Source organism: Streptomyces sp. JLBJ103 (assembly GCF_058215575.1).
Map to the genome: position 1 here is coordinate 8,251,526 of NZ_CM177089.1, position 24,056 is coordinate 8,275,581.

The following is a 24,056-nucleotide window of genomic DNA, read 5'->3' on the forward strand; positions in this document are numbered from 1 at the left end:
CCGGGCCACCGGACCTCGCCGTCGGACCGTCGAGCTGGGAGCGGTCCGACGCCGCCGCGGAACCGGGCGGTTACGATCGCCGCCGCGCGGTGTCCACCGCGCGGTTCCCTCGGGCACCGGCGGCGGCTCCCGGGTCCTTGAACGCCGCGGGATCGTCGAGGACCGCCCGGACGACGGAGTGGGCCGCGCCGAGCAGCGGGCCCTCAGCGCCCAGGCGGGAGACGGTGACCGTCTCCTGACCCGGCCGGGCCGGATCCGCCACCCGCCGCCCCAATTCCCGTTCCAGAGCGGGCAGCAGCCAGGGTGCCAGCGGGGTGAGGGCTCCGCCGAGCACCACCTTCTGCGGGTCCAGCAGATTCACCGTGCCCGCGAGCACGATCCCGAGGGCCGCGCCGGCGTCCCGGAGCGCGCGCCGCACCCGGCGGTCGCCCGCGGCGGCCCTCACGGCCAGCAGGGCGATCCGGCCGCCGGGGCCGGGATGTTCGGCCGCGGCCTGCTCGGGGGAGAGCCCGCTCGCCCGCAGTACCGCCTCCTCACCCGCGTACCGCTCCAGACAGCCGCGTCCGCCACACGGGCACTCGGGCCCCTCCGGACGGACCGGAACATGGCCCAGTTCGCCCGCGAAACCGCGCGTACCGCGCAGCAGTCGACCGTCGAGCACCACCGCGGCACCGATGCCGATCTCGGCCGAGACATGGACGAAGTCACGGAGCTCCGGATCGTGGCCACCGCGCCAGAGCTCGGCGAGCGCGCCCAGGTTGGCCTCGTTGCCGACCGTCAGGGGGAGGTCGGGCAGTTCGGCGCGCAGTCCGGGGCCGATGTCCACGCTCTCCCAGCCGAGGTTGGGGGCCCGTACGACCAGGGACGAGCCACGGGCCACCAGACCGGGCACTGCCACCGTCAGACCCACCGGGCGCAGCCCCGCGCCCTTGGCGTCGGCCGCCACCGTCCGCACCAGGTCCGCCAGTTGACCGAGAACCGGTTCCGGGGCGCGGTCCCGGTTCGCCGCCGCGATCTCGGTCCGGGCCCGTATCCGTCCGCGCAGGTCCACCGCGCACACGGCCAGCCGGTCCACGCCGATCTCCGCGCCGAGCCCGGCCGGACCCCGCTCGTCGAGCTGGAGCGCGCTGCCGGGGCGGCCGACCGTACCGGGCCGGGAGGGGCCCAGCTCGACCAGCAGCCCGTCCCGGATCAGCTCGTCGACGAGGGTGGACACCGCGGCCCGGGTCAGCCCCACCTCACCGGCGACGGCCGCGCGGGACAGCGGGCCCCGTGCGGCCACGGCGTGCAGCACCAGGGACAGATTGCGCCGGCGCATCGCCTGCTGGGTGTTGGGCAGTGGCGCTGCCACCGTCGTGGTCTCCTCTCGTGGTGCGTCAGGTCCGGTGGAGCAGACCGTCGGCGTCGGACAGCACCCCCGCGACCCGCTCCAGCGTCGCTTCGTCGCGCGGCACCGCATCGTAGGACGGCCCCTGTGCCGTCGCCCAGCGCCGGGCCACCGCCGCGGGATCCTCGCCCAGCAGCAGCCCTGCGGCCTGGGCGGCGGCACCGAGGGCGACCAACTCCTGGGCGCGCGGCACCTGGACGGGGCGGCCGCTGAGCCTGCGCACCGTCTCCCGCCATGCCGTGCCCTTGGCGCCGCCACCGATGAGCAGCAGCGGAGTGTCGGACGCGCCGTCCCCGTCCAGCACCCGGTCCAAGGCGGTGAGCAAGGCGAACACGGCGCCTTCGTAGGCGGCTTGGAGCACCTGGCCGGGCGTGGTGTCATGGCGCAGCCCGTGCAGCAGGCCGGAGGCATCCGGCAGATGTGGGGTGCGCTCGCCGTCCAGGAAGGGCAGCAGCACGGCCGAGCCGCCCGGTTCCACCGCCTCCCGCTCCCGGCCGAGCAGCGCGGCGATCCGGTCCACTGCCAGGGTGCAGTTGAGGGTGCAGGCGAGCGGCAGCCAGGCGTCCCGGGTGTCGGCGAACCCCGCGACCACGCCGGTGGGATCCGCGGGCCGGTGCGCCGAGACCGCGTACACGGTGCCGGAGGTCCCCAGGCTCAGCACCGGCTGCCCCGGGCGCAGCCCGAGCCCGAGTGCGGCTGCCATGTTGTCGCCCGTACCGGTGGCCACCAGGGCGCCGCTGGGCAGCGGAAGGTCCGGGAGGTCCCGTACGGTCCCGGCGGCTTCGCCGTGGCGCAGCACCCGCGGCAGCAGCTCAGGGGCCAGTCCCACCCGCTCGAGGATCTCCTCGTCGTACGCCTCGGTCGCGGACGCCCACCAGCCGGTGCCCGAGGCGTCCCCGCGGTCGGTGGTGCCATGACCGGTCAGCCGCTCGGTCAGGTAGTCGTGGGGGAGGCGTACGGCCGTGGTGGCGCGGGCCGCCTCCGGTTCGTTCTCCTTGAGCCAGGCCCACTTGGTGACGGTGAAGGCGGGCGCGGGCACACTGCCGATCCGCTCCGCCCACGCCTTCGGGCCGCCCAGCTCCGTCACCAGCCGGTCGCGCTGCGGCGCCGAGCGCACGTCGTTCCACAGCATCGCGGGGCGCACCGAGCGGCCGGAGGCGTCCAGGGTGACCAGACCGTGCTGCTGGCCGCCGACCGAGACCGCGGCCGCCTCGTGGGCGGGGGTCCCGCACTGGCGCAGGGCCTCGGCCAGCGCTTCCCACCACTGCTCCGGCACGGACTCCTTGCCGGCGCCGTCGCGGCCGGCGGTGACGGTGTGCGGGGCCTGCCCGCGTGCGACCACCCGCCCCGTCGCGGAGTCGACGACCAGTGCCTTGGTCGACTGTGTGGAGCTGTCCACGCCGACGACCAGCGGTCCTTCCGGCACGGGCATGGCTGCTGCTGCCATCTCGGGCTCTCCCTTGCGTCCCAGGTGTGCGGGTGGGGTGCGGATGCTGCGGGGCTTCCCCGGATTGCTTGCGCATACTAATTTGTAAACTGCCATGACGAAATAGGCGAGGGAGCCGCGATGAGCCACACCCCCACTCCCGAGGACAGGTTCACCTTCGGCCTGTGGACAGTCGGCTGGCAGGGCCGGGACCCGTTCGGCGACGCCACCCGTCCGCCGCTCGACCCCGTCGAGACCGTGACCCGGCTCGCTGAACTCGGCGCCTGGGGCGTCACGTTCCACGACGACGACCTGATCCCCCATGGCGCCCCGGAGGCCGAGCGCGAAGCCCGGGTGAAACGTTTCCGGCAGGCCCTGGAGGCCACCGGGATGACCGTGCCCATGGCCACCACCAACCTCTTCACCCATCCGGTCTTCAAGGACGGCGCCTTCACCGCCAACGACCGGGACGTACGCCGTTACGCCCTGCGCAAGACCCTCCGCAACATCGACCTCGCCGTCGAGCTGGGCGCCACGACGTATGTGGCCTGGGGCGGCCGCGAGGGCGCGGAGTCCGGTGCTGCCAAGGACGTACGGGCCGCGCTGGACCGGATGAAGGAGGCGTTCGACCTGCTCGGCACGTATGTCGCCGAGCAGGGCTACGATCTGCGCTTCGCCATCGAGCCCAAGCCGAATGAACCGCGCGGTGACATCCTGCTGCCGACCGTCGGCCACGCCCTCGCCTTCATCGAGCGGCTGGAGCGGCCCGAGCTGTTCGGGGTGAACCCGGAGGTCGGCCATGAACAGATGGCCGGGCTGAACTTCCCGCACGGCATCGCCCAGGCGCTGTGGGCGGACAAGCTCTTCCACATCGACCTCAACGGTCAGTCCGGTATCAAGTACGACCAGGACCTGCGTTTCGGCGCGGGCGATCTGCGGGCCGCCTTCTGGCTCGTCGACCTGCTGGAGACGGCCGGATACCAGGGCCCGCGCCACTTCGACTTCAAACCGCCGCGCACCGAGGACATGGAGGGCGTCTGGGCCTCCGCCGCCGGGTGCATGCGGAACTATCTGATCCTCAAGGAGCGGGCCGCGGCCTTCCGCGCGGATCCCGAGGTCCAGCGGGCGCTGCGCGCCTCCCGTCTGGACCAGCTGTCCCGGCCCACCCTCGACGCGGGCGAAACCCCGGCGGCCCTGCTCGCGGACCGCACCGCCTTCGAGGACTTCGACCTCGAGGCGGCGGCCGAACGCGGTATGGCCTTCGAACGCCTCGACCAGCTGGCCATGGACCATCTGCTGCGGGCGCGGGGCTGAGGGACGCCGCCCCGGTGGTGGCCCGCACAGCACGGGCCACCACCGGGGTACGCCGGGCGCCTGCCCTCAGTCGGACGCCTCCAGGCCCGCCAGCGCCGCCGCCGGGTCATCGGCCGACGGACCGGCCGGCCACCAGCGGCCCCGCTCCTTGCGGTACGGCCACCACCGGCCGTCACGCCCCAGACGCACCTGGGTGTCGGAGCCCACGACGGTCCACCGGTTGCCCGCCATCCGCAGCCGCGGCGCCCGCTCGCCGTCCTCCCAGGCGGCGGAGAGCCGGGCGCGGGCACGGGTCAGCGCCTCCGCGTCCGGGGTCCACTCCTCCTCCAGGACCGCGAGGGCGGCGGGTCCGCCGTGGCCCCACGCCCTGACCGCCTGTGCCAGTTCGGCGCGATCGCGGCCGCAGCCCGCCGCGAGCCGCCCCGCGACCTCCTCCGGAGGCCCGGCCGCCATCAGCCGCACCGTGTCCTGCCACACCGTGAGCGCGTCCGGGACCCCAGGGGTGACCGGCGCGGCGGCGTGGCCGGGTGACAGCGCCTCGGCCAGGTGCCGCTGGGCGCGTACGGCCGCGTCCGCGGCGAGGAACTCCAGCGCGGCCACATCCAGCCCCGGCGCCGGTTCCGCGCCGCCGACCAGCGCCGGTGGACGGCCCGGCGTGACCACCGAGGGCGGAGGCGCGGGCAGCGCCGCCGGGTCGGGCGCGGCGAACGCCTCCCGGGCCGGTATGCCCGCCGCACCGGGCAGCGGGTCCGGTCCTGCGGCGGCGTCCTCGGCCGGGGCGCGCCGCGCGGCACGCGCCACACTGCGTACCTGGAGTTCGTCCAGCAGCTCCCGCTCCCCGCGCCCGCGCATCAGCAGCAGAACGAACGGGTCCTCGTCCAGCAGCCGCGCCAGCTGATAGCAGAGCGCGGCGGTGTGCGGACAGTGGTCCCACGCCTCGCATGCGCACTCCGGCTCCAGATCGCCGATCCCCGGCAGGAGATCGACGCCCGCGGCGGCCGCGTCCTCGACGAGCTGCGGGGGCATATCGCGGTCCAGCAGCGCGGCGATATGGCCCGAACGGTCCGCCACCACCTCCAGCAGCCGGTCCCATGCGGCCTCGCTCAACTCCTGGACCAGGACGTCGGAGCGGTAGGGTGTACGGTCCCGGTCCCGCACCACCGCCGTGATCCGGCCCGGCCGGACGCTGACCGCGCCGACCGCGCCCTCGCGGGCGTGCTTGCGGCCGCTCTTGAGCTGTTGGCCGTCGAGCGCCGTGTCCTCCAGGGCCTTCAGCCACGCCTGGCCCCACCAGGTCCGGGCGAACCCGCGGCCGTGGGCGGGCGGCAGGGCGTCGAAGACACGCTCCGCGCGGGGGACGGCACCGGTCGGGACGGCCTCGGTGTTCCGGTCATGGCTCATCGCTCGCTCCCCCTCAGCTCCACGAGCTCCGCCAGTTCGGCGTCGGTCAGTTCGGTCAGCGCGGCGTCGCCGGTGCCGAGCACCGCGTCCGCCAGCTCCCGCTTGCGCTCCAGCAGCGCGGCGATCCGGTCCTCCACCGTGCCCTCCGCGATGATGCGGTGGACCTGCACCGGCTGGGTCTGCCCGATGCGGTACGCGCGGTCGGTGGCCTGCGCCTCGACGGCCGGGTTCCACCAGCGGTCGTAGTGCACGACATGTTCGGCCCGGGTGAGGTTCAACCCGGTGCCCGCGGCCTTCAACGACAGCAGGAACACCGGCACTTCGCCGTCCTGGAAGCGCCGCACCATCTCCTCGCGCCCTGCCACCGGGGTGCCTCCGTGCAGCAGCTGGGTCGCCACCCCGCGCGTGGCCAGGTGTGTTTCGAGGATCCGCGCCATCTGGACGTACTGCGTGAACACCAGCACGCTCGCGCCCTCGACGAGGATGGTGTCCAGCAGTTCGTCGAGCAGCTCCAGCTTTCCGGAGCGGCCGGGAAGGACGGGGCGTTCCTCCTTCAGATACTGGGCGGGATGGTTGCAGATCTGCTTCAGACCGGTGAGCAGCTTGACGATGAGCCCGCGCCGGACCAGGCCGTCGGTGCCGGAGATCTCGGCGAGGATCTCGCGCACCACCGCCTCGTACAGCCCGGCCTGTTCGGTGGTGAGGGCCACCGCGCGGTCGGTCTCGGTCTTCGGCGGCAGTTCGGGGGCGATGCCCGGGTCGGACTTGCGGCGCCGGAGCAGGAAGGGCCGGACCAGTTTCGCCAGCCGCGCGGCGGCGGCCGGATCGCTGCCGCTCTCGACGGCCTGGGCGTAGCGCCTGCGGAACGCGCCGTGGGTGCCCAGCACCCCCGGCGTGGTCCAGTCGAGAATCGCCCACAGCTCGGACAGGTTGTTCTCGATGGGTGTTCCGGACAGTGCGACGCGGGCCTTGGCCCCGATGGTGCGCAGCTGTTTCGCGGTCGCCGAGAACGGGTTCTTGACGTGCTGGGCCTCGTCCGCGACCACCATGCCCCAGGGCCCCGCCCCGGCAAGGCGCTGGGCGTCCAGCCGCATCGTCCCGTACGTGGTGAGGACGAACTCCCCGTCGGCGAGGTCGTCCAGGCTGCGCGCGGTGCCGTGGTAGCGGCGCACGGGGGTGCCCGGCGCGAACTTCTCGATCTCGCGCTGCCAGTTGCCCATGAGGGACGTGGGGCACACCACGAGGGTGGGCCCGGCCGCCTCGGGGACGCCCTGACGGTGCAGATGCAACGCGATCAGGGTGATGGTCTTGCCGAGCCCCATGTCGTCGGCGAGACAGCTGCCCAGGCCGAGCGAGGTCATCCGGGCCAGCCAGTCCAGACCGCGCAGCTGGTAGTCGCGCAGGGTGGCGGTGAGCGCCGCGGGCTGGGCGACAGGCGGCTGCTCGGGATGGGCGGTCCCCTCGGGGTCGGCGAGCCGGTCGCGCAGCGCCGCGAGCCAGCCGGTGGGCTCGACGTCCACGGCGGTGCCGTCGGCCTCCGTACGGCCGGTGAGGACGGCGTCGAGTGCGTCGATGGGGGTGAGTTTTCGGTCCGTGCGATCCTGGGCCCGGCGCGCCGACTCCGGGTCCAGGACGACCCACTGGTCGCGCAGCCGCACCACCGGACGACTGGCCTCCGCGAGCCGGTCGAGCTCCTCGCGGGTGAGGTCCTGGCCGCCGATGGCGAACCGCCAGCTGAAGCGGAGCAGCGCGTCGGCGGAGAGGAAGGACGGCATCCGGGGGCCGAGGCCGTCCTCGGCCCGGCCGTCCTCGTCGGGGCCGATGACGGCGCGCGCGGTGAGCCCGCGCACCAGCTCCCTGGGCCAGTGGACCTGCACCCCGGCGGCGTCCAGTGCCTCCGCCGCCGGGCCGAGCAGCTCGGTGACCTCCTCGTCGGCGAGGTCGATCGCATCGGGCACGGCGGCCGACAGCAGCGGGGCGAGCGGCGGCCAGGCGCGGGCCGCGCGCCGCAGGGTGAGCAGCGCGTCCATCCGGGCGCGCGAGCCCAGCGCCGCGCCGACCGGAGTGGTGCCCGCCCAGACGTCGGCGGCGTCCGCGACGAGGGCAGGGTCGGTGAGGCTGTGCAGCTGGAGGACGGCGCGAAAGTCCGGCCCCGCAGGGGCGTGGTCGCCGTCGGCGGCCCGGATGTCGCCGCGCAGCACCTCGACGCGGAGCGACAGCCGCACCCCGGCGTCGTGTCCGGCGGCCACATCGGCCGCCCAGGCACGCTGTTCGGGCAGGCGCACGGGCGGCGCGGCGGCGAACGCGGGGCCGCCCGCGGCCAGGGACGCGGCGGGGGTGCGCGGCAGTCCGTCCGCCACCGCGTCCAGGAACGCACGCAGATGCCGCTCGGGCTCGGGCAGCAGAACGGGCTCTGTGCCGGGCAGCGGCAGGGCGTGCGCGGCGGGAGGCATGGCGGCGGCCAGCTCCCGCAGCCGCTCCAGATCCTCGGGGGTGAGCGGGCCGACGCGCCAGGCGTCGTGGTCGGTGGCGGTGAGACCGGGCAGCAGCCGTCCGCGGGCGGCGAGTTGGAGGGCGAGCACGGCGGCGGCACCCCAGAACGCCGCGGTGGGGTCGGTGTCGGCCGTACTGTCCGCCGCGCGGGCGGCGGCCCGTGCGCGGGCTCGGGTGAGGACGGGCAACGCGGCGCTCAGGGGCAGGACGAGCGCCGGGACGGTACGGGTGCGGACGGTGCGGCCATCGTCGGGGGCGCCGTCCGGGCCGTCGGAGACCTGAGGGACGTCCGGAGCCGTCACGTCTGGAACGACGACGGTCAGCTCCTCGGTGGAGCCGGGGCCGGATGGGGGCGGGCCGTCCGGGGACCAGAAGGCGACCCGTCCGGTGCGTGCCGGGTCGGCGGGCAGGAAGACCGTGGTGGAACGGCAGAGTTCGGCGATCTCGGAGGGCGTCGCCGCGCGAGGAGGTGTCACAGCGCTGATTTATTCCTCAAATTTGACTAGTGAACCGGGGCGGTCGAGGGTACAGGACGGGGGGACGATTGAGGAACCGGAGGCCGCCGGTGTGCGTTGTGAGGAGTGAACGCGGCTCAGAGCCGTGAAGAAGCGGCTCGGGGCCGTAGAGGAGGCGGGTGAGATGTCCACGCGCGCGAAGGTCGCCGCCGGAGGTGTGGCGGTAGGTGTGATCCTGATGTGGCTGCTGCCCTTCTGGGCGGCTCTGCTGGTGCTCGTCGGTGTGCCCGCGGCTGCCTATCTGCTGCTGGACCCCTCCCAGCGCCGCAGGCTGCGCGGGGTCTCCCGGAAGGAGCTCGGCCGCTGACCTCGGCGGCCGCCAAGGACCGCTGGCCGGGCTCGGGGCCCACGGCGACACGCACCTGGGAGTGACCGTGCAGCACCGATCGCGGGCCGCCCGGCGTCCCATACGGGACCCGGCCAGACGGGGAGAGGGATGGTCGCGGCGGGCGCGGCAGTGCGGACACGCACCGCCGCACCCGCCGCGGCAAGGGCCGGGAACCATCGCGGTCACAGCAGGCTTTGGTCCAGTACCGTCCAGTCATCACCCAACTCACGGCGCAGAGCCGCCAGTGCGGCGTGTGCCCGTTCCCGGAACGCCTGCCACTCCTCTTCGGGCCAGGGTGACGGATCCGGTGGATAGTCCCAGTCGAGCGAGGACTGGTACCACTCGCACAGCTGCGCCAGCTCGGTCCGGGTGGCCACGCTGATCGGCAGCCGATCCAGCTCGGTGGGGTAGCCGTACGGGCTGTCCATGTCACATGGCCACAGCGGGGTGTGCGGGACACCAGCCTCGAAGAAGAAGCGAAGGCGTTCGGGCATACCGCACGGTCTCACGGCGTCCGCTGGTGCTCCACAGAATAGTGGCGGTATCTCGGCCACCATCCCTAAGGCCCATGCCGCGACCGGGGCGATACCTGCCGAACGCCACACGACACCACGCCGCTCATGGGCGAGCATCTGTTGTGCGGCGTGCGCGATCCGCGGGCCCAGCGCACGTTCCAGCAGATACAGCCCGACATCGAGATCGGAGGAAGCTCCGGCACCGGCCACCAGGTCGCCGCCGTCGACGACCGTGCGTCAACCGCCACCGCACTGGTCTCCGCCAGGTTGCCCAGCGCCAGATGGTGGCTGGTCGCGCGGCGTCCGTCGATCAGCCCCGCCATGGCCGGGATCAGCGAGCCGCCGCAGACCGTGGTGCCGGGTCCCGCGGGGCGGAACATCTCAACCGCTGACCTCTTCCTGGCTCCGGGGCCACTTCGACCAGCTGCCCCGGCCTCAGTTGGGGCGTACGGCCAGTTCGTCCAGCGCCGTCAGCAGCCCCGGGAGTTCGGGGCCGCGCCCCACCGGAAGCACCTCGCCCGGTGCGTCGTCCAGCAGGACGAACGCGATGTCGTCGGTGCGCGCCACCATGCTCCAGCCCGGCCCGTCGGCCCGCAGGGTCCGCGCGTCACCCGCGGCGAACGCGGAGCGGATCCGGCCGAGCGGCGGGGGCGTGTCCAGATAGCCGCGCACCTCTTCGAGCACCCGTCGCACCCCTCCGTGCGGCTTCTCGCCGGGGGCGACGAACGTGACGTCGCTGTCCACCTGTTCACGCCAGATGGCCCACTGGAGGGCGATCTCGTCCGCGCCGAGCCGCCGCTGTGCCGGGCCCCACCGCTCGGAGTCCGGCGGTGCGAGCGGCGGCCGGGCGGTGTCCCCGAGTTCGGGATCGGGCTCGGGGTCGTGCGGTGCGGGGACGCCCGGGGCGGCCACGGCCACGGCGAGCGGCCAGCCGGGGAGGGAGGCGACCATGGTGCGTTCGTCGAGGGACAGGTCGTACTCCATACCGCAGTCCCATGTCGCGATGGCGCAGGCCACGAGTGAGACGTCGTTGGTGACCACCGTCCAGCGCGCCCCGCGGCCGTCCTGCCCCAGCACCAGGCCGTAGCCGAGCTCGTAGGGCCGCAGACCGAGGGCGGCGCATGCCTCGGGGTAGTCGTCGCCGAGCACGCTCGGGAATTGAGCGGGTGTCAGCAGCACCGCGGTCAGCACGTACAGCGCGTCGTCGCCTGACTCCTCCGTGGCGGGCACGGCAGCCTCCTCTTGCGGTCCCGGATCCGATGGGCGATCCGTCGTCGGCGCACCTTAACCAGCCAGTAGCCATGGCGTCGAGATGGCTGCGACCAGGTCAGTCGCCGGAAGTGGCCCGCGGGGTCGCCGGGGTGCTCCGCAGCCGGGACGGTTCGGCCCGGCCGGTGGCGCGGGCGATGGTGGGGGTGCCGTGCCGGAACGTATCGCCGCCGTCCCGGTTCTCGCCGGACGCCGGTCGCTCCTCGTCGACCTGCCCGGCCACGGGATCAGATCCGGGCTCACCGCGCGGGGTTGAGCCGGTCCTTGCCCGGCCGCGACCTGAAGCGCCCCTGACGACCCTCAGCCCTCCCGCACCGACAGCGCCAGAAAGCGGGTGTCCTCATCCGTGTACGACTCCAGTCGCCAGCCGGAACGGGCCAGCAATGGCCGCAGATTGGGCTCGGCCCGCAGATCCTCGGGGGTCAGCGGGCGGCCGTGACGGTCCGCGAGCGCGGCCCGGCCCACCGGGTGGAACAGCGCGAGCCGTCCGCCGGGGCGCACCACCCGGGCCAGTTCGCGCAGCCCGGGGCCGGGTTTGCCGAGATGCGAGATCAGCCCGGCGGCGAACGCCGCGTCCAGACCGCCGTCACGCAGAGGCAGCCGGGCGACATCGGCGAGGACGAGCGCCGCCGCGCCGTCCCGTCCCGCGCGGACGGCGGCCTCCAGCATGGCGGGGGTGAGATCGGCTCCCAGGACGGTGCCCTCCGGTCCGACGGCGGTGCGCAGGGCGGGCAGCGCCCGGCCCGTGCCGCAGCCCGCGTCGAGCACCGCGTCTCCGGTGCGCAGCCCGAGCTCGGCGACGGCGGCCGCGTAGGCGGACCCATCGTCGGGGAAACGGCTGTCCCAGTCGGCGGCCCGGGGAGTGAAGAACTCCCTCACCTCGGTCGCGCCGCCCGCACCGGGGCCGTGGCGGTGCTGCTGGTGCTCGTCCTGGGGCATGACGCTCCTTGCTCTCGGCGGATCACCGTGCAGGAACCGTATCCGGCGGATCACCATCGACGGACCACTCCCGGTGCTCCCAGTGCACCACTCTCGGTGAAGCGGAAGCCATGGCCGACCTCCGTTGACGTACACATTCGGGCATCGATCGATCGCTCTGGCATCTGACCCTGTCAATATCCGGCAGATTCCGTAACCCGTTCCTCTCATGCGCCCCGACCAGGTCTAGCGTCCCGAGCCCAAGGGGGACACCTGGCCCAGGGGACAGCCGGAGCGCCGCCGGTGCGGTGGGCGCTGACCGAGGGAGACCGCTCATGACCAAGCGCCGTGGCACCGACGCCCGCTCCCTGACCGACCTCGATCGGATGCTGGACGATCTGGTGGACCGGACCCGCGATGTACGCCATGTGGTCATCCTCTCCGGCGACGGGACCACGGTGAGCGCGTCCCGGGGACTCTCCCGCGCGGAGGCCGAGCACCTGGCCGCCGTCGCCTCCGGGTTCCACAGCCTCGCCAGGAGCGCCGGGCGCCGAGCCCGCGGCGGTCGGGCCCGTCCGGCGGTGATCGAGACGGAAGGGGGCCACCTCTGCGTGGCGGCGGTCGGCGACGGCGGGTGTCTGGCCGTCCTGGGTACCGCCGGAGCCGACCCGGCAGCCGTCGCCGCCGAGACGGTCCGGCTGGTGGAGCGGGCGCGCGCACAACTGCGCGGGCGGCGCGGCTCGTGGCCCCGGCGCCGCTTCGGCCGGTCTCCCTGGGGTACCCGGAGGGACCTGCCGAAGACCACGGCGAAGGGACACGGCGATGCGAGCGGTGACCTGGCAGGGCCGGCGTGAGGTGAGCGTGGAGACGGTCCCCGACCCCATCATCAAGGAGCCCACGGACGCGATCGTCCGGATCACCACCACCGGGCTGTGCGGGTCCGATCTCCACTTCTACGAGGTGCTGACGCCTTTCATGACCCCCGGCGACATCCTCGGCCACGAGCCCATGGGAATCGTGGAGGAGACCGGACCGGAGGTGACGAACCTCAGCCCCGGCGACCGCGTCGTGGTGCCCTTCCAGATCGCCTGCGGAAACTGCTGGATGTGCCGCTCAGGTCTGCCCACGCAGTGCGAGACCACCCAGGTCGTCGAGCACGGAATGGGCGCGGAGATGTTCGGCTTCAGCAAGCTCTACGGCGCGGTCCCGGGCGGCCAGGCGGAGTATCTGCGCGTGCCCCAGGCCCACTACGGACCGATCAAGGTGCCCGAAGGGCCACCGGACGACCGTTTCCTGTACCTCTCCGACGTCCTGCCCACGGCATGGCAGGCGGTGGACTACGCGGCCGTCCCGCAGGACGGCACGGTCGCGGTCCTCGGGCTCGGCCCCATCGGCAGCATGGCCTGCCGGATCGCGACGGTGCAGGGAGCCGGCCGGGTCATCGGCGTGGACCTGGTGCCCGAGCGGCTGCGACGGGCGCGCGCCGACGGTGTGGAGGTGTTCGACCTCCATGACTACGAACAGCAGGAAGATCTCGTCGAGGCCGTCGTCTCCGTCACCGACGGCCGTGGACCGGACGCGGTTATCGACGCCGTGGGCACCGAGGCCCACGGCAGCCCGGTCGGCAGGACGGCCCAGCGGGCCGCGGGTTTCCTCCCGCGGGACTGGGCCGCCCGGCTCACGGCGAAGGCCGGCGTCGACCGGCTGGCGGCGCTGCGCCTGGCCATCGCGCTGGTACGGCGCGGCGGCACCCTCTCGCTCAGCGGGGTGTACGGCGGTATGGCCGATCCGATGCCGCTGATGACGATGTTCGACAAACAGATCCAGCTGAGGATGGGTCAGGCGAATGTTCGGCGTTGGGTCGATCACATCCTGCCGCTGCTGACGGACGAGGACCCGCTGGACGTCGATGGATTCGCCACCCACCGCATGCCGCTGGACGAGGCGCCCCGTGCCTATGAGTTGTTCCAGCACAAGGAGGACGGAGCGATCAAAGTTCTGCTACGACCTTAGGGGTGGAGGGACAACAGTCCGCCACGAAGCGAAGGATTTCGGTCGAATCTCATCAGTCAGCGGCTAGTCAGCAATGTCGGCGAACCCGACGACTTTCTCGATACGCACCCTGACCAGCAGTTCACCCGGTACACCGTTGCGTGCGCCGAACTCCTCCGCGCGGTCCTCGCCCATGTACCGCGCGGCGATCCGGGTCGCCCAGTCGCGGACCTGCGCCATGTCATCGATGAGCTCGGCGCGGCCCTGCACCGTGACGAACGAGAACGGTGGCCGCTCGTCGTCCACGCAGAGACTGACCCGGCCGTCCCGCGCCATGTTGCGCCCTTTGAGCGTGTCCTGGCCCGTGTTGAAGACGAGGTCGTCGCCGTCGAGCAGAAACCAGACGGGTGCGATGTGCGGGCTTCCGTCGGCCCGTACGGTCGACAGCTTGCCGGTGCGAGTGCCCTCGGAGACGAACTTCTGCCACTGATCCTTGGTCATTTTCTGTGCCATGTCTCCATCCTGCGTCAAACGGTCCACATCCCCGTGATGACGGACAGGGCGGGTTGCCCAGACGGCGGCAGTGAGAAAGGCTGGCACGCAGTTCTGGGGAATCGGGGAGGAACAGACATGGCACTCAACAAGGGGCTCGACTGGTTACTGGACGACCTGACCGAGCGGATCGCGCAGATACAGCACGCGCTGGTGCTGTCGAACGATGGGCTGGTGACGGGGGCGAGCTCCACGCTCGAGCGCCAGGACGCCGAGCATCTGGCGGCGGTCGCCTCCGGGCTGCACAGCCTGGCCAAGGGGTCCGGTCTGCACTTCAGGACCGGCCGGGTGCGGCAGACGATGGTCGAATACGACGAGGGGGTCCTCTTCGTCATGGCGGCTGGTGACGGCAGCTGCCTGTGCGTGCTCAGCGGGCCGGAGGCCGATGTGGGCCAGGTCGCCTACGAAATGACGCTGCTGGTCAACCGGGTGGGAGAGCACCTGGGCGTCGAGGTGAGACAGGAGAGCGCCGCGTCCAGCTGACCGGGAGCGGTGGGCGGCCCCTGCCGGTGCTGACGAGGCGCTGACCTGCGCCCGCGGAAGTTATCCACAGCCCTGACGCACTGTCGCGCCACGCGGCTATCGTCGTCACTGTCAGTGATTGATGGGTCGCGGGGGAGGACATTGCCATGACCGTGCAGATGTACGTGGGGCTGAAGGAGCGTCAGGGGCCGTGGGGACCGGCCGGTCCGGAGCCCGGTTTATCCGAGGGGGAGCCTCGCTCGTCAGGGGAGAGGGAGGGCGTCGCGTTCGGCGCGGCGGCCCGCGCTCTGGGGCTCAAGCCGCGCGAGTTGGAGCTCGCCGTGCAGCTGGGAGAGGTGCACACCGTAGGCACCGGCGCTCGACCCCAGGTGGCGCACGCGGAGTTGGCGCGGCTGACCACCGCCGAGGGCTTTCCGGAAGAGTTGGCCGCCCGGCTCCGGGTGGTCGGCACTGCGGACGGCGCCGAACTGCTGGGCATCAGCCCTGGGCGACTCACCCGGCTCGCCCGCGGCGGTTTCTTCTCCCCGGTCCGCTTCTATGTGAACCGCTATCGGGTGGTGGTGTGGATCTATCTGGCGGCGGATCTCAGCGAGTTGGCCGCACGCCGACCGGAGCTGCTGTCCGGCCGCACCCCGCCGGGGCTGAGCGCGGCGCTGACCGCGGGGGAGGACCGGCGCGCTGAGTCCTGGCGCCGCCGCCGGATCGAGCAGCTGCTCGCGCGGACCGAGGAGCCCTGGGCCCGGGCCGCGGTCCTCGCTTCCGCCCTCGCGCCGCACGACCTCGCCTCCGTCGTCGGCGATCCGCACGAGCGGAGTCAACTGCGGGAGCTGCGTCCCGCCCTGGTCCGGGTCCGCCCCGACAGCGGTCCGGTGCGCGATGTGATCGACAGGACGGTGACAGCGGACGACCCACGGGAGATCCGGCGCTACGGGGCCGCGCTCACCGAAGCCCTGCGGGACGCCCGCGCGGCGCTGCCCGCACCGTGCCCGGAGGCGGAGGAGCCTCCGCAGCGGGGAGGCCGTCACCGGTCCCCGGACCGTCCGCGGGGACTGTGGCGCAGGCTGACCGGCAGGCGCTGAGCCATGGCGCCCTCGGCGCTCTCACGGTGGGGGCAGCGGAGTGGGCGGAGACCTCTCGGGAAGGTCTTGCACGTCCTAGACAGGACGAAAGAGCCCTTCTTGCACTACCGAGACCAGCAGCTGTCCCTCGCGGTTGTAGATCCGGCCGCGCGCCAGCCCCCTGCCGCCGGTGGCCACGGGAGACTCCTGGTCGTACAGGAACCACTCATCGGTGCGGAACGGACGGTGGAACCACATGGCGTGATCCAGTGAGGCCATGTCGAAGCCCCGGCGGCCCCAGAGTGGTTCGACCGGCACCCGCACCGCGTCCAGCAGCATCATGTCGCTGGCGTAGGTGAGCGCGCAGGTGTGCACCAGCGGATCGTCCCCGAGCGGGCCGACCGCCCGCATCCAGACGGCACTGCGCGGCTCCGCGCCCTTGAGTTCGTCGTCCGTCCAGCGCAGCCGCTCGACATAGCGGATGTCGAAGGGCTGGCGGCGCTCCATCCGCGCGAGCGCCTCGGGGAGGGTCCCCAGATGGGCGCGGATCTCGTCGGCGAGTTTCGGCAGGCTCTCCGGCTCAGGCACTCCGGGCATCGGCAGCTGCTGCTCGATGCCCGGCTCCGGACGGTGGAAGGAGGCTGTCAGATTGAAGATCGTCCGACCTTGCTGCACGGCGACGACCCGGCGGGTGGTGAAGGAGCGCCCGTCCCGGACGCGCTCCACCTGGTACACGATGGGCACGCCCGGCCGCCCCGGGCGCAGGAAGTACGCGTGCAGCGAATGCACCGGGCGCTGCCCGTCGGTCGTCCGCCCGGCGGCCACCAGCGCCTGCCCGGCCACCTGTCCGCCGAAGACGCGCTGGAGCGACTCATCGGGGCTCAGACCGCGGAAGATGTTCTCCTCGATCCGCTCCAGATCGAGCAGATCCACCAGACGCTCGGCGGGATTGGTCATCTGCGGCGTTCCTTCGCTGAGGGGGCTCGTGAGGTGGTTCGCGGCGGGGACGGGGCTCAGGAGGCTACCGAGGCTACAGCGGACCCACGTCGGTGACCCGGACCACGGCGCGGCCCTCCTCGTCGGAGGCGGTCAGATCCACCTCGGCCGAGATGCCCCAGTCGTGGTCGCCGTTCGGATCGTCGAAGGTCTGCCGCACCCGCCACAGCCCGTCCTCCGGCCGCTCCTCGATCCGCAGCAGCTTCGGCCCGCGGGCCTGCGGTCCGGTGCCCAGTTCCTCGTACTCCTCCCAGTACTTGTCCATCGCCTCCGCCCAGGCGTCCTCGTCCCAGCCGGCGTCCGCGTCCATCTCGCCGAGCTCCGCGACCTGGTCGAGCGCGGCGAGCTCCACCCGGCGGAACATGGCATTGCGCACCAGGACACGGAAGGCGCGGGCGTTCGCGGTGACCGGCCGCACCTGGTCGGCGCGCTCCTGTGCTTCCTCCGCGGACTCCTCCTCCGGATTGGCCAGTTGTTCCCATTCGTCGAGCAGGCTGGAGTCGACCTGGCGCACCATCTCACCGAGCCAGGCGATGATGTCCTCGAAGTCGTCCGACTTCAGATCGTCCGGCACGGTGTGGTCCAGGGCCTTGTAGGCGCTGGCCAGGTAGCGCAGCACAATGCCCTCGGTCCGGGCGAGGTCGTAGAACGAGATGAACTCGGTGAAGGTCATCGCCCGCTCGTACATGTCGCGGATCACCGACTTGGGCGACAGCGGATGGTCCCCGACCCACGGATGGCTCTTGCGGTAGAGGCCGTAGGCGTGGGAGAGCAGTTCTTCCAGCGGCTTGGGATAGGAGACGTCCTGGAGGCGCTCCATGCGCTCCTCGTACTCCATGCCGTCCGCCTTCATCGCCGCGACCGCCTCACCGCGCGCCTTGTTCTGCTGCGCGGCCAGGATCTGCCGTGGATCGTCGAGGGTCGACTCCACGACCGAGACCATGTCCAGGGCGTAGGACGGCGATTCGGGGTCCAGCAGCTCGAACGCGGCGAGCGCGAAGGTGGACAGCGGCTGGTTGAGCGCGAAGTCCTGTTGCAGATCCACGGTCAGCCGGACGATGCGGCCCTCGGCGTCCGGTGTATTGAGCCGTTCGACCACCCCGCCGTCCAGCAGCGAGCGGTGGATGGCGATGGCCCGGCGGATGTGCCGCAGCTGGTTCTTGCGTGGCTCGTGGTTGTCCTCGAGCAGCCGGCGCATTCCCTCGAAAGCGTTGCCCGGCCGGGCGATGACCGACAGCAGCATCGCGTGGGTGACACGGAAGCGGGAGGTGAGCGGTTCGGGGTCGGCGGCGATCAGTTTCTCGAAGGTGTTCTGGCCCCAGTTGACGAAGCCCTCCGGTGCCTTCTTGCGGACCACCTTGCGGCGCTTCTTCGGATCGTCCCCGGCTTTCGCGAGCGCCTTCTCGTTCTCGATGACATGCTCGGGCGCCTGTGCCACCACAAAGCCCGCGGTGTCGAAACCGGCTCGGCCGGCGCGGCCCGCGATCTGGTGGAACTCCCGTGCCCGCAGCGTCCGCACCCGCTGCCCGTCGTACTTCGTCAGCGCGGTGAACAACACCGTGCGGATCGGCACATTGACGCCCACTCCGAGGGTGTCCGTACCGCAGATGACCTTGAGCAGTCCGGCTTGCGCCAGCTTCTCCACCAGCCGCCGGTACTTCGGCAGCATGCCCGCGTGATGCACTCCGATCCCATGCCGGACGTAACGGGACAGGTTCCGGCCGAACTTGGTGGTGAACCGGAAGTTGCCGATCAGCGAGGCGATCTCGTCCTTCTCCGCGCGTGTGCACATATTGATGCTCATCAGCGCCTGGGCCCGCTCCACCGCGGCGGCCTGGGTGAAGTGCACGATGTAGACCGGTGCCTGCCGGGTCTCCAACAGCTCGGTCAGCGTCTCGGTGAGCGGCGTTGTGCGGTACTCGTAGCTCAGGGGCACCGGCCGCGTCGCCGACCGCACCACCGCGGTGGACCGCCCGGTGCGCCGGGTCAGATCCTCCTCGAACCGGCTCACATCGCCGAGTGTCGCGGACATCAGGATGAACTGCGCCTGCGGAAGCTCCAGCAGCGGGATCTGCCAGGCCCAGCCCCGGTCCGGCTCCGCATAGAAGTGGAACTCGTCCATCACGACCTGGCCGATATCGGCGTCCTTGCCGTCCCGCAGGGCGATGGACGCCAGGACCTCGGCCGTACAGCAGATGACCGGCGCATCCGCGTTGACCGACGCGTCACCGGTCAGCATGCCGACGTTCTCGGTGCCGAACAGCTTGCACAGCTCGAAGAACTTCTCCGAGACCAGAGCCTTGATCGGCGCGGTGTAGAAGGTGACCTCGTCACGGGCCAGGGCGGCGAAGTGGGCGCCCGCCGCCACCAGGCTCTTCCCCGAACCGGTAGGGGTGGACAGGATGACGTTCGCGCCCGACACCACCTCGATCAGCGCTTCCTCCTGGGCGGGATAGAGCGAGATGCCCCGCTCCTCGACCCAGGACGAGAAGGCCTCGAAAAGGGCGTCGGGGTCGGCGTCGCTCGGCAGCTGATCGATAAGAGTCACGTCCCTATACTGCCTGGTTTCCCGGGCGGGACGGGAACCGGCTGTGCGGGCGAAGATCGTCCGCGGCTAGGCTGTGGCGCGCCGAAGCAACCAACTCCCGCCTGGGCGCGGGCACGAACAGGGGCGGGGTACGACCATGATGGGACCGGCGCATTCGCTGTCCGGAGCGGCGGCCTGGCTGGGGGTGGGGGCGGCCGCCGCGGCGACCGGCCACGAGATGCCCTGGCCGGTGCTGGTCGTCGGCGCGCTGATCTGCGCCGGAGCGGCGCTCGCCCCCGACCTCGACCACAAGGCGGCGACGATATCCCGCGCCTTCGGGCCGATCTCCCGGGGCCTGTGCGAAGTGATCGACAAGATCTCGTACGCCGTCTACAAAGCGACCAGGAAGCCCGGCGACCCCCGTCGTACGGGAGGGCATCGCACCCTCACCCACACCTGGGTCTGGGCCGTCCTCATCGGCGCCGGTGCCTCGGTGTTCGCCATGGTCGGCGGCCGCTGGGCCGTCCTCGGCATCCTCTTCGTCCATATGGTGCTGGCCGTCGAGGGGTTGCTGTGGCGGGCGGCCCGGGTCTCCAGCGATGTCCTGGTCTGGCTGCTCGGCGCGACAAGTGCCTGGATCCTCGCGGACATTCTGAACAAACCGGGCAATGGTGCGGACTGGCTGTTCACAGCGCCCGGTCAGGAGTACCTCTGGCTGGGACTGCCGATTGTCCTCGGCGCCCTGGTGCACGACATCGGCGATGCCCTGACCGTCTCCGGCTGCCCGATCCTGTGGCCCATCCCGATCGGCCGCAAGCGCTGGTACCCGCTCGGCCCGCCGAAGGGGATGCGCTTCCGGGCGGGCAGCTGGGTCGAGTTGAAGGTGCTGATGCCGGTCTTCATGGTGCTCGGCGGCTTGGGCGGACTGGGCGCCCTCGGCATCATCTGACCGCCCCGGTTCCGACCGCCCCGGTTCCGATCACCTCGGATCCGACCGCCCCGGCTCGGATCCGAGCGCCTCGCATGCGGATCCGACCGCCCCGGTACGGATGGACCCGGGCCAGGGCGGTCAGCCGTCGCTCATCCGCACCTGGGACTCACTGGTGCCAGGAGCGCCACAGCGCCGCGTACGCCCCGTCCGCCGCGACGAGTTCGTCGTGACTGCCGAGTTCGCTGATGCGACCCGCCTCGACCACGGCGATGACATCCGCGTCATGTGCGGTGTGCAGCCGGTGGGCGATGGCGACCACGGTCCGGCCCTCCAGCACCCGGCCCAGCGAGCGCTCCAGATGGCGGGCCGCCCGCGGATCCAGCAGTGAGGTCGCCTCGTCCAGCACCAGGGTGTGCGGATCGGCGAGCACCAGCCGGGCGAGCGCGATCTGCTGCGCCTGCGCCGGGGTGAGCGCCAGCCCGCCCGAGCCCACCTCGGTGTCGAGGCCGTTCTCCAGCACGCGTGCCCAGCCGTCGGCGTCCACCGCGCCCAGCGCCGCCCACAGTTCCGCGTCCTGTGCGGAGGAGCGGGCCAGCAGCAGGTTGTCCCGCAGCGAGCCCACGAAGACATGGTGTTCCTGGTTGACCAGGGCCACATGCTCACGCACCCGCTCCGCGGGCATCCGTGCCAGCTCCGCACCGCCCAGGGTCACCTCGCCCGCCCGGGGCGCGTAGATCCCGGCGAGCAGCCGTCCCAGGGTGGACTTGCCTGCCCCGGACGGCCCCACCAGCGCCAGCCGGGTCCCTGGCCGCACCTTCATGGACACCCCGTGCAGCACATCGCTGCCGGCCCGGTAGCCGAAGCGCACCTCGTCGGCCCGCACATCCCGGCCCTCCGGCGTCACATCACCGTCCCCGGGATCCTGCTCGATCTCCCGCACCCCCACCAGCCGGGCCAGCGACACCTGGGCCACCTGGAGCTCGTCGTACCAGCGCAGGATCAGCCCGATCGGTTCGATCAGCATCTGCGACAGGAGCGCCCCCGTTGTCAGCTCCCCGATGGACATCCAGCCCCGCATCACACAGACGCCGCCGATCATCAGCACCGATCCGGTGATCAGCGTGTAGGTCACATTGATCACGGGGAACAGCACCGAGCGCAGCCAGAGTGTGTACCGCTCCCACGCGGTCCATCGCTGGATACGCAGTTCGGACTGGGCGATCCGCCGGTCGCCCAGTCGGTGAGACTCGATGGTGCGCCCGGCGTCCACCGTCTCGGTGAGGGACGCGGAGACCGCCGCGTATCCGGCGGCCTCCGAGCGGTAGGCGCTCGGCGCCCGGCGGTAGTACCAGCGACAGCCGACCACCAGCACCGGAAGTGCGACCAGCACGGCCAGCCCCAGCGGCGGGGCGGTCACGGTCAGGGCGCCCAGCAGCAGCCCGGTCCACACCACACCGATGGTCAGCTGCGGTACGGCCTCGCGCATCGCGTTCGCCAGCCGGTCGATATCGGTGGTGATCCGGGAGAGCAGATCACCGGTCCCGGCCCGCTCCAGCACACCCGGCGGCAGACCCACCGACCGTACGAGGAAGTCCTCCCGGAGATCCGCGAGCATCTGCTCGCCCAGCACCGCACCGCGCAGCCGCACCATCCGCACAAACACTGTCTGCACCGCCAGTGCCACCGCGAACAGCGCGATCGTGCGCCCGATGGGCGGACCGTTCCGGCTCTCCGAGAGATCCTCGACCAGGCCGCCGAGCAGATGCGGGCCGACCATCGAGGCGAGGACGGCGGTGGCGTTCACCGCCATCAGCACGATGAACGCCCGGCGATGCCGCCGCAGCAGCTCGCGCAGATAGGCCCGGACGGTCGTGGGCGTGCCGACGGGCAGGGTCGTCGCCGACTCCGGCGCGGCCGGGTCGTAGCCGGGGGGTGCCACGCCGATCATGCCGACTCCTCGATCTGTTCCTCGATCCGGTCGATGTCCGCGAGTCCGCTGTCGTCCGGCGTTGAACCGCCCTGTGGCGCCGTGCCGTTCACCGGCTTGGCACCCGCCAGCCGCTTGGTACTGTCCGGCCCGTCCGGCGACGCCGTCCGGCCGCCGGGCTCGTCGTCCGGCTCACGGGTGACGACCGCGCGGTACGCGGGGTCGCTCTTCAGCAGCTCCCGATGGGTGCCCACCCCGGCCGCCCCGCCGTCGCGCACGAAGACCACCCGGTCGGCCCGGTCCAGCAGCAGCGGGCTGGAGGTGAGGACGACCGTCGTCCGCCCCTCCCGCAGCCGTCGCACCCCCTGCGCGATCCGCGCCTCGGTGTGCGAGTCCACGGCGGAGGTGGGCTCGTCGAGCACCAGCACCTCCGGGTCGGTCACCAGCGAACGGGCCAGTGCCAGCCGCTGCCGTTGGCCGCCCGACAGCGATCGGCCGCGCTCGGTGATCCGTGTGCGCAGCGCGTCCGCCTCGCCCGCCTCGTCGAGGGACGCCTGCGCCAGCGCGTCCAGCACATCGCCGCACTGGGCCGCGTCCAGTGCCTGCTCCGCGGTGACCCGTCCCGACCGCGGTACATCGAGCAGCTCAGTCAGCGTCCCCGACAGCAGTACCGGGTCCTTGTCCTGCACCAGCACCGTGCCGCGCGCCGCAGCCAGCGGCAGCTCGTCCAGCGCGACCCCGCCGAGCAGCGCCGACGGCCCCCGGTCGGAGCCGTCGGCGTCCGTGATGTGCTCCGGGGGATGTCCGCCCAGCCGGTCGGCCAGCCGCCCCGCCGCGTCCGGGTCACCGCAGACCACCGCGGTCAGCCGTCCGGCCGATGCGAGCATGCCGCTCGCCGGGTCGTACAGATCGCCACCGAACGCTGCCGTCCCGTCGGCCCCGTCGTCGTCCCCGCTTCCCCCGCCGGGCGTGCCGTCGGCGTCGCCGCGACGACCCGGTGCGGGGCGCTCCAGCGCCAGCACCCGCGCCGCGCGCCGCGCGGACGGCCGGGAGAAGGAGTACGCCATGGCGATCTCCTCGAAGTGGCGGAGTGGGAAGAGCAGGAAGGTGACCGCGCTGTAGACGGTGACCAGCTCACCCACGGCGATCCGCCCGTCCTGGGCCAGTGCCGCCCCGTACCAGACGACACCGATCAGCAGCAGCCCCGGCAGTGCCACCTGGACGGCCGCGATCAGAGCCCACATCCGCGCGCTGCGCACCGCCGCGACCCGCACCTCCTGCGATGCGCGCCGGTAGCGGCCGAGGAACAGCTCCTCGCCGCCGATACCGCGCAGCACCCGCAGCCCGGCCACGGTGTCCGAGGCGAGCTCCGTCGCCCGCCCGGCCTTCTCCCGCTGCTCATCGGCCCGACGGGCCGCGGGCGGCAGCAGGGGCAGCACGGCCAGCGCCAGGGCAGGCACGCCGAGGGCCACCATCACGCCCAGCGCCGGCTGGTAGATCACCAGGGCCACACACACCCCGATCGTGGTGATCGCGGCCGCGGTGAAGCGGGACAGCGTCTCCACGAACCAGCCGATCTTCTCGACATCGCCGGTGGAGACGGCCACTACCTCGCCCGCCGCCACCCGCCGGGTCAGCGCCGAGCCCAGTTCCACCGCCTTGCGGGCCAGCAGCTGCTGCACCCGCGCCGCCGCGGTGATCCAGTTGGTGACGGCCGCGCGGTGGACCATCGCGTCCCCCAGCGCGGTGAGCACGGTCAGCCCCACCATCAGCGCCCCGGCCAGCGCGAGCCGCCCACCGGAGCGGTCCACCACCGCCTGCACCCCTAAGCCGATCGCCACGGGGAAGCACACCAGGGCCGCCATGTGGAGCAGCCCCCACAGCGCGGCCTTGATCTGCCCGCCCAGCTGGTTCCTGCCCAGCCAGAGGAGAAACCGGGGGCCTGACCGTACGTCGGGCCTGCCGGGGTCGGGGTACGGAAGATCGCGAATGTGCATGGGGTCCCAGGTCTCGGGCGGTGAGCG

General features: G+C 72.4%; 20 protein-coding genes. 7 read left to right on the plus strand and 13 right to left on the minus strand.

Features of this window, described 5'->3' with window-relative positions; translation table 11 throughout:
* Positions 1-70: 70 nt before the first annotated feature.
* Together AC4BEG_RS35010 and xylB are read right to left on the minus strand one after the other, a co-directional pair.
* Positions 71-1,318 (minus strand): ROK family protein, encoded by a 1,248-nt coding sequence (locus AC4BEG_RS35010; RefSeq protein WP_490707302.1) that lies wholly within the window; start codon positions 1,316-1,318, stop codon positions 71-73.
* Between the two features lie 58 nt (positions 1,319-1,376).
* Positions 1,377-2,819, minus strand: coding sequence for a xylulokinase (gene xylB / locus AC4BEG_RS35015; RefSeq protein WP_490707303.1), 1,443 nt, complete (start codon positions 2,817-2,819; stop codon positions 1,377-1,379).
* Between the two features lie 135 nt (positions 2,820-2,954).
* Between xylB and xylA the strand changes: the two genes are divergently transcribed.
* Positions 2,955-4,127, plus strand: coding sequence for a xylose isomerase (xylA, locus tag AC4BEG_RS35020; RefSeq protein ID WP_490703700.1), 1,173 nt, complete (start codon positions 2,955-2,957; stop codon positions 4,125-4,127).
* A 66-nt stretch (positions 4,128-4,193) separates the two neighbouring features.
* Here xylA and AC4BEG_RS35025 read toward each other — a convergent pair whose 3' ends face one another.
* Together AC4BEG_RS35025 and AC4BEG_RS35030 are read right to left on the minus strand one after the other, a co-directional pair.
* The gene (locus tag AC4BEG_RS35025; protein ID WP_490703701.1) at positions 4,194-5,528 is read right to left on the minus strand and encodes an SWIM zinc finger family protein; all 1,335 of its coding nucleotides are present in this window, start codon (positions 5,526-5,528) and stop codon (positions 4,194-4,196) included.
* Positions 5,525-8,497: an SCO1167/SCO6262 family helicase gene (locus AC4BEG_RS35030; RefSeq protein WP_490703702.1), complete on the minus strand. Its 2,973-nt coding sequence runs from the start codon at positions 8,495-8,497 to the stop codon at positions 5,525-5,527. Before AC4BEG_RS35030 ends, AC4BEG_RS35025 begins: the two co-directional genes overlap by 4 nt.
* Before the next feature lie 163 nt (positions 8,498-8,660).
* Here AC4BEG_RS35030 and AC4BEG_RS35035 point away from each other — a divergent pair, with 163 nt between their 5' ends.
* Positions 8,661-8,843 (plus strand): tail-anchor membrane protein, encoded by a 183-nt coding sequence (locus tag AC4BEG_RS35035; protein ID WP_490703703.1) that lies wholly within the window; start codon positions 8,661-8,663, stop codon positions 8,841-8,843.
* 203 nt (positions 8,844-9,046) lie between these two features.
* Here the strand turns inward: AC4BEG_RS35035 and AC4BEG_RS35040 are convergent, their stop codons facing one another.
* The 4 genes from AC4BEG_RS35040 to AC4BEG_RS35055 all read right to left on the minus strand — a co-directional run bounded on the left by AC4BEG_RS35040 (position 9,047) and on the right by AC4BEG_RS35055 (position 11,587).
* Entirely contained in the window at positions 9,047-9,358 is a 312-nt protein-coding gene (locus AC4BEG_RS35040; RefSeq protein ID WP_490703704.1) for an immunity protein CdiI family protein, read from the minus strand.
* 456 nt (positions 9,359-9,814) lie between these two features.
* Positions 9,815-10,609, minus strand: coding sequence for a hypothetical protein (locus AC4BEG_RS35045; protein ID WP_490703705.1), 795 nt, complete (start codon positions 10,607-10,609; stop codon positions 9,815-9,817).
* Between the two features lie 97 nt (positions 10,610-10,706).
* On the minus strand, positions 10,707-10,871 hold the full coding sequence (locus AC4BEG_RS35050) for a hypothetical protein (RefSeq protein ID WP_490703706.1): 165 nt from the start codon (positions 10,869-10,871) through the stop codon (positions 10,707-10,709).
* Positions 10,872-10,948: 77 nt separating this feature from the next.
* Entirely contained in the window at positions 10,949-11,587 is a 639-nt protein-coding gene (locus tag AC4BEG_RS35055; RefSeq protein WP_490703707.1) for a class I SAM-dependent methyltransferase, read from the minus strand.
* Positions 11,588-11,901: 314 nt separating this feature from the next.
* On the opposite strand from AC4BEG_RS35055, the gene AC4BEG_RS35060 reads away from it, so the two are divergent.
* Entirely contained in the window at positions 11,902-12,420 is a 519-nt protein-coding gene (locus tag AC4BEG_RS35060; protein ID WP_490703708.1) for a roadblock/LC7 domain-containing protein, read from the plus strand.
* A complete protein-coding gene (locus tag AC4BEG_RS35065; RefSeq protein ID WP_490703709.1) occupies positions 12,389-13,579 on the plus strand; it encodes a zinc-dependent alcohol dehydrogenase in 1,191 nt (396 codons plus the stop codon). Before AC4BEG_RS35060 ends, AC4BEG_RS35065 begins: the two co-directional genes overlap by 32 nt.
* Before the next feature lie 63 nt (positions 13,580-13,642).
* Here AC4BEG_RS35065 and AC4BEG_RS35070 read toward each other — a convergent pair whose 3' ends face one another.
* Positions 13,643-14,071: a PPOX class F420-dependent oxidoreductase gene (locus AC4BEG_RS35070; protein WP_490703710.1), complete on the minus strand. Its 429-nt coding sequence runs from the start codon at positions 14,069-14,071 to the stop codon at positions 13,643-13,645.
* 117 nt (positions 14,072-14,188) lie between these two features.
* Between AC4BEG_RS35070 and AC4BEG_RS35075 the strand changes: the two genes are divergently transcribed.
* Together AC4BEG_RS35075 and AC4BEG_RS35080 are read left to right on the plus strand one after the other, a co-directional pair.
* Positions 14,189-14,593: a roadblock/LC7 domain-containing protein gene (locus tag AC4BEG_RS35075; protein ID WP_490703711.1), complete on the plus strand. Its 405-nt coding sequence runs from the start codon at positions 14,189-14,191 to the stop codon at positions 14,591-14,593.
* 146 nt (positions 14,594-14,739) lie between these two features.
* Positions 14,740-15,672, plus strand: coding sequence for a DUF6397 family protein (locus AC4BEG_RS35080; protein WP_490703712.1), 933 nt, complete (start codon positions 14,740-14,742; stop codon positions 15,670-15,672).
* 75 nt (positions 15,673-15,747) lie between these two features.
* Here the strand turns inward: AC4BEG_RS35080 and AC4BEG_RS35085 are convergent, their stop codons facing one another.
* Together AC4BEG_RS35085 and AC4BEG_RS35090 are read right to left on the minus strand one after the other, a co-directional pair.
* The gene (locus AC4BEG_RS35085; RefSeq protein WP_490703713.1) at positions 15,748-16,608 is read right to left on the minus strand and encodes an acyl-CoA thioesterase; all 861 of its coding nucleotides are present in this window, start codon (positions 16,606-16,608) and stop codon (positions 15,748-15,750) included.
* Between the two features lie 73 nt (positions 16,609-16,681).
* Positions 16,682-19,195 carry a DEAD/DEAH box helicase gene (locus AC4BEG_RS35090; RefSeq protein WP_490703714.1) on the minus strand — a complete coding sequence of 838 codons (2,514 nt, stop codon included), beginning with the start codon at positions 19,193-19,195 and terminating at the stop codon, positions 16,682-16,684.
* A gap of 136 nt (positions 19,196-19,331) precedes the next feature.
* Between AC4BEG_RS35090 and AC4BEG_RS35095 the strand changes: the two genes are divergently transcribed.
* Positions 19,332-20,123 carry a metal-dependent hydrolase gene (locus tag AC4BEG_RS35095; RefSeq protein ID WP_490703715.1) on the plus strand — a complete coding sequence of 264 codons (792 nt, stop codon included), beginning with the start codon at positions 19,332-19,334 and terminating at the stop codon, positions 20,121-20,123.
* Positions 20,124-20,271: 148 nt separating this feature from the next.
* Here the strand turns inward: AC4BEG_RS35095 and AC4BEG_RS35100 are convergent, their stop codons facing one another.
* Positions 20,272-22,053: an ABC transporter ATP-binding protein gene (locus AC4BEG_RS35100; RefSeq protein ID WP_490703716.1), complete on the minus strand. Its 1,782-nt coding sequence runs from the start codon at positions 22,051-22,053 to the stop codon at positions 20,272-20,274.
* Entirely contained in the window at positions 22,050-24,029 is a 1,980-nt protein-coding gene (locus AC4BEG_RS35105; protein WP_490703717.1) for an ABC transporter transmembrane domain-containing protein, read from the minus strand. Before AC4BEG_RS35105 ends, AC4BEG_RS35100 begins: the two co-directional genes overlap by 4 nt.
* Positions 24,030-24,056 lie beyond the last annotated feature (27 nt).